The sequence below is a fragment of the Vibrio sp. V31_P5A7T61 genome (assembly GCF_009904895.1).
In the GTDB taxonomy this organism is placed as follows: domain Bacteria; phylum Pseudomonadota; class Gammaproteobacteria; order Enterobacterales; family Vibrionaceae; genus Vibrio; species Vibrio metschnikovii.
In genome coordinates, this window is sequence record NZ_WXWI01000026.1 from 1 (window position 1) to 6369 (window position 6369).

Genomic DNA, 6369 nt, shown 5'->3' on the forward strand with positions numbered 1-6369 from the left:
CGGCGCATTATCCCAGCAATTTCCTCGGCGAGATAAACTTTGTTTTATTTGAAAACGCCACAGTAACTGACGATATTGACGACTCGTATAGTGACTGCCTTGATCACTGTGGAACATGACGCCTTTAGGCTTTCCACGAGACTCATAAGCCATCGAAAGCGCTTTGCCTGTTAATCGTGTATCAGGCGATACTGACATTGCCCAACCAATCACTTTTCGAGCAAAAAGGTCGATGACTACCGCTAAATACATCCAACGATTTCCCGTCCAAATATAGGTCACGTCACCCACCCAGACTTCATTTGGTGCCGTGACAGCAAACTGACGATCTAAGTGATTCGGGATTTCAATATGCTCTTGTGAGGCTTTACGATAACGATGTTTTGGTACTTGGCAACTTACTAATCCCAACGTTTTCATCAGCTTTGCTGCTCGGTAACGACTCAGACTCACGCCTTGGTTTGTTACAATATCGGCAATGGTTCTTGCTCCCGCAGAACCATTGCTTGCCGCATAAGCTTCGCTAATCAAACTGCGAAGTTTTACGGTTTCCGCCTTTATTTCTGTTGGCCGTTTCAGCCAATAGTTATAACTGCTTCGATGAACATTGAAGACTTCGCATAATGTTTTTATGCTGTGGCTCTGCTTGAGTTTCTTGATCATCAAGAATTGTTCAGTGAGTCCGACATCAAGAGAGCCGTGGCTTTTTTTAATATTTCATTATGCTCTTCAAGACGAGCTAGCTTCTTTTTTAATTCACGAATTTCAATTTGCTCAGGTGTGATAGGTGACGCTTTAGGTGCTTTCCCTTGGCGCTCTTGTTTTAATTGGCGAACCCACTTATCCATCGTAGATTTACCTACATTCATGGCTTGAGCCGCTTCGGTCACCGAGTAGTTTTGATCGAGCACTAACTGTGCCGCTTCCAGTTTGAATTCGGCACTAAATAGCCGTCTTGTACGTTTTGTCATAATGTCACCTATTAACTTATGAGATGATGATATCACCTCTAACTAAGTGACCAAATTCACCATACCACTACATCCTCACATGCATCTGATCACGACTATTTCTCCTACTACCATATTAGAGCTAGATCTAATACGTTTATGCCCCCCCAAAGCAAGTTAGCTACCGTTTAAGCCTCACGTCTCTGAATCATCATTTGGCCTATTTTTCCTAATGCCTGTAATGCTACAAGATCGCGGGAACATCTCCCCTTGTTTAACGAACACTCAACCTAGTAACCAAAGTCTTTCACATCAACTTCTAGCTCTCTGACTTGAGAACCTATTTTTTTATGGAAGTGGTAACGAATTTCTTCATCAGCCATATTGGTCAAATCAAAACTAAAATATTGAACTAAAACCTCTTTCATCTCAGGTATGTCATACTGGTCGAAGTTTGGTACATAACTGGTGTTATATTTGTTGTGGCTAATTTCTTTGAAAGTGCGAACAAACTTTTTAGGTTTGATTTCTACCCCAAAACGCTTACATAGTCGCAGGACATAATGATCTAATCTGTGGAGTAGCTTTTCATCATTGATCTCAGCGAAGAAAAATTGCCAACCCTTACATTTATTCTCAAACACACATCCAGTGATTCGTAGGTTCAATCGCCATTCCAAAATTTTTAAGCTCTTATTTTTAGAGTGCTTATAGCTTGTGAAAATCCCAGCAAGAGAAGCCTTTAACTTTTCAATCGAACCGTTTCTTGCAGAGATATGCTCATTGGTGAATTGATACCCAAGATAATCAAAACCGTTGGCAAGTGAGTCAATTTTTGACTTCTCTGGTACTTTCACAGGGCAGTGTATTTTTAAACCAATATTGCGAAACTTCTTGATAATGATTTGTGCTAGATCGTGTGCTTGGTCAGCAGAGCAAAGAACTAATACATCATCAACGTAGCGGTAGCATTTTACGTTAGGCAATTCAGATAAAAATTTGTCAATGTTTTGGAGGTAGATGGCTGCAAGGATGTTGGAAACAGCCAACCCTTGAGGTACGCCGATTTCACTTGGCCTATCATCCTTTCTCGAAACTAGAACTGAAGGGGCAGTGACAGCCGAAAAGATCATGTCTAGTATGTGATCTTGCCTAATGCGTTTTCTCAATTGAGAGCGTAGGTTTTTATGTCTTATTGATGGGTAAAAATTCGAAACATCTAACTTAATATAGCTATCAAAGTCACCAGATAAAGCGTGAGCCTTGACATCTTTAATGACATCTTGAGGAAGCGTGAATTTCACTGATTCTGCAAATCGGTCTTGTAGAAAGTTACACATAGCACGTAATGCAATTCTATCTCTCACTGTAGGGATAGAGATTTCACGAGGGGCTTTATTTCTCCCTTTAGTCAGCAACTTTAACTTGTACTTGGAAAACGCATACGAACCTTCAATCATTTTACGAGAAATGATTTCAACTTGCGGGTCTAACTGTTTTCTAAAAGCATACTGATTCATATTGTCTATGCCAGTAGCACCAGAATATACAACATGATTGGAAAAGATTTCTTTTAGATTCTCGTGCCTAAACTCTTTATTAAATTGGTCTTGTACACGCATTTTATCCACCAGTACAAGTTGGAGTGGATAAGAATAAAGACGAGTTTAATGCAAGCAATATCAGTACTGGCAAGACATAGAAAAACACAAGAGTTAACAACCTAGTAACAAAATAAGATGCTGCTAAAAACCAGTGATGTGATGTTGGTATTCTAGTAAGAGCTTGTTCTGGTTGTTGTTTGTTTTCCGAGGTATCTGAATGGAAATCTTTGCTTACTTGTCTTGCGGTGCTGGTACTTGCCCAATACTCTTGGCATAGTGCGATGGCAAAATCTTTGTCAGTGTGGTTTTCACAAGCATTTAGCTTAGACTCGTAGGTTGTTGATAAATTGGCCAAATCAGCATTTGGCTTGTAGGCTTGATGCATAATGCTATTCAAACTTTCATAACATTCTTTGATTAGGTTTGCTCTTTCCTTAAATGAAAGTCCGTTGATGAATCCTGAAATGCAAAGTACGAGGACAGAATATACAACCCAAGAGATCGCTTCGATTCCATTTTGTGGGTTCTTTAGATAATAAACGGATACGGCGACAGAGAAGAATGAATACCAGAGTAGTATTACTTGTGAGTGAAAGGCGTTAGACAAAAGTCGTTTTTCAGTTTGAATTCGTGCTTTTCTTGTCCACCAAATATTGTCTGCTAAAGCCACCATCTTCTCCTAATGTTGGGGGTGTGCTTCATAGAGGTAGTTTAGTTACAATAAGTTAACACTCCTACTGGAGTAAGCATATACGAGATACACTAAGGGCGAACCCTTCGAAATTAGTTTCACTCTTACTGCTAAGAGTGGACAGCTACTAAGAACTGTCACCACTATGAAACACAGTGTGCATGGTACATTTTCGGAGTTCGAGGCTCAATAATTTTTTGTTACCGCTAAGCTAGTTTCCATACTTTCAGTAATTAAAGAATCACTAATTTAGAAAAATCACTGACTCATTTCTGCCCCAAGACAAGTTAGATTCATAACTCGTTCCTGCCTGATAACGCAAGGTTTGCCATATCTGTACTAATGAAAAAACTAACCTCGTTTCGTCTCTTTGAGTTGAATGATCGTGATGTGATCACAGTCCGCATTATCACCTGATGAATGCGCATATGAAAAGTAATATGCTACATGAAACATAAATGGACTTGAGTCAATAAAATGCCAGTAAATCAGACTTTGATTGAGAGAGTAAAAGAAGGAAAGGTTGTTCTTTTCTTGGGTTCTGGAGCTTTATACGGGGCAAAATTACCAGATTGTAAAAAGATACCATTAGGTAATGATTTGAGAGACTTGATCTGCGATCGATTTTTGGATGGGGAGTTTAAATCCGAAAGTTTAGCTCATGTGTCAGACCTAGCCGAGTCTAGCTACTCTCTACACGAACTTCAAGATTATATCAAAGAATATTTTAGTGAGTTGATCCCAGCTGATTTTCACTCTTTAATATGTGACTTTAACTGGCGTGCTATTTTCACAACCAATTATGACCATCTTGTCGAGACTGTTTACAAGAATTCGAAGAAAACACCCAAAAGAATAATCCCTATCCTATCTAACGATGATAGTTTAGATATAACTAGAAAAGACTCTGAGCTAATCCCATTGATTAAGCTACATGGATGTATAAGTCGAACTAGAGATAATAACATACCCCTAATACTTACAGTTGAACAGTATAATGATAGTTTATCCTCTAGAAAAAGGCTGTTTAACCACTTGTATGAACTAGCATACGAATATACGATTGTATTTGTTGGGCATAGCTTGCAAGACTCTAATATAAGGAGTGTCTTAAGTAGTTTGGAAAAAGAAGCATCCAACGGTATGAGGCACTATCTTCTGAAGCCAAATGTAAAACAGGCTGAAATGGACCTTTGGGCAAGAAAAAAAATTACGGCCATTGATATTACATTCGAGAGTTTTCTACGTGAATTAGATGAAAAAATATCAGTAGAGCAAAAAGTCTTGGGTAATATTAAATCTAATACTACTCACCCAATAAAGTTAAAATATATAAATAATAGTAACCCTAGCAGTTTAGTAATAAAACTTCTATCTGAACAAGTGGATTATCTATATAGCGAATTACCTTATGAACTTGCACACGCAGAAGACTTTTATTCTGGGGTTGATTTAGGCTGGTATCCTATTGCCGAAGGACTTGCAATAAAGAGAAGTGTTTTTGAGGAGTTAGTTAGAGAAATCCTCGAGAGGCCTGATTCAGAAAGGGAGTATAATACTGAATTGTTTTGCATCAAAGGTGAAGCAGGTTCAGGAAAGACCGTATTGCTTAGACAATTAGCTTGGGAAGCTAGAATTTCTAGTGTAGGAATCACGCTTTGGGTCAGAGACATTTCATTTATTGATATAGATGCTCTACATGAATTATGTGAGAATACAAATGAAAGGCTTTTTATATTTTGGGATAACGCAGCACTAAACTCCATAGAAATAAATAGAGCATTCAATAAACTTATAAAAACCAACGCTGCAATAACCATTATAACTGCCGAAAGATATAATGAATGGAATATGAAATGCGATGATTTAGATTCTATTGTAACGAAAAGTCATGAAATAAGGTATTTGTCAGAGTTTGAAATAAGGGAACTTGTCAAATCTTTGGAGGATAACAATTGCCTAGGCCCTAATTTAATTCATAAGACTTTTGAAAAACGATGCGAAGAATTTAAAGAAATACATGGAAGGCAGCTTTTAGTCGCACTTCATGAGGCTACAATGGGTGAGTCTTTTGAGGATATAATACATAATGAATATAATAATATCTTCCCCATTGAAGCAAAAAAAATATACCTAACGATTTGTACAATGAATAGATTGAGGCTACCTGTTAGAGCTGGCTTAATATCACGTATTCATGGCATTTGTTTTGATGAGTTTAATGACACCCTCCATAGACCTTTGGAAAAAGTAGTTGTAGTTAGACAAGACAAAAATGGAGACTACTTTTATACAGCTAGACATTCAGAAATTGCAGAGATCGTTTTCAATAGAGCATTGAACGATAGCTCAGATAGATATCAAGAATACATATCAATAATAAGAAAGCTAAATACCTCTTATCAAACAGATAAATATATTTTTAGGGGTATGGTTAAAGCCAAGTCTCTAGATGAACTATTTAATACTCTTGAAGATGTCAGAGCAATCTATGAGTACGCACAAGATAACCTTGGAGAAGATCCATATATTCTTCAGCAGATGGCTAATTATGAAAGATTAAGGCCTAACGGAAACTTAGAAAAAGCTATTGAATACCTTAAAATAGCCAAAGATATTGCACACTATGACAGCTCGATCATTCATACTTTATCGATTATTTGGAGAGATAAAGCAAAATCTACTGAGGATGAGCATGAGCGAAGAAAATATAGATCTGAATCTAGGCACTACCTAGATGAAATAGAAAGAACATGGGGGCAGTCTAGTCATACATCTGTAACACGATTGGAATTACTGATAGATGATTTTACTGATAAGCTAGGTGATGATGATATTAATGACAAAACATTCCGTGACACGATAAGGGATATTCAGAAATACATATCTGTTGTTAAACAGAAATTTCCGAATGATAGCCATATCTCGATGCTTGAGTCAAAATTTGCTGATATATGTAATGACACCCCTAATGTAATTAAGAATCTAGAGCAAGCCTTCGAAGACAGTGATAAAGAACCATTTATTGCAATTAGACTTTCAGAGTTACATATACGTAATAAAGCCATAGATAAAGCCAAAATAGTTCTTGAAAAAGCACTAGAAAGAAGACGGAATAATAAAG

The 6369-nt window shown here is 37.4% G+C and carries 3 protein-coding genes and 1 pseudogene; 1 reads left to right on the forward strand and 3 read right to left on the reverse strand.

The features are described 5' to 3' along the window. The 3 genes and pseudogenes from CAG58_RS06165 to CAG58_RS06175 all read right to left on the reverse strand — a co-directional run. Positions 1-971: pseudogene (locus tag CAG58_RS06165) on the reverse strand (IS3 family transposase); the annotation flags it as partial. 269 nt (positions 972-1240) lie between these two features. Then, a complete protein-coding gene (locus CAG58_RS06170) occupies positions 1241-2572 on the reverse strand; it encodes a reverse transcriptase domain-containing protein (protein WP_161429788.1) in 1332 nt (443 codons plus the stop codon). A gap of 1 nt (position 2573) precedes the next feature. Next, positions 2574-3227 (reverse strand): SLATT domain-containing protein, encoded by a 654-nt coding sequence (locus CAG58_RS06175; protein WP_161425229.1) that lies wholly within the window; start codon positions 3225-3227, stop codon positions 2574-2576. Positions 3228-3722: 495 nt separating this feature from the next. Here CAG58_RS06175 and CAG58_RS06180 point away from each other — a divergent pair. Beyond that, on the forward strand, positions 3723-6369 hold a 2647-nt coding region (locus CAG58_RS06180), incomplete at its 3' end, for a P-loop NTPase (RefSeq protein ID WP_161439702.1).

What these genes read in the sequence shown, in the direction of transcription:
- CAG58_RS06170 (WP_161429788.1), bottom strand. Translation starts at nt 2,572, where the DNA reads ATGCGTGTACAAGACCAATTTAATAAAGAGTTTAGGCACGAGAATCTA.
- CAG58_RS06175 (WP_161425229.1), bottom strand. Translation starts at nt 3,227, where the DNA reads ATGGTGGCTTTAGCAGACAATATTTGGTGGACAAGAAAAGCACGAATT.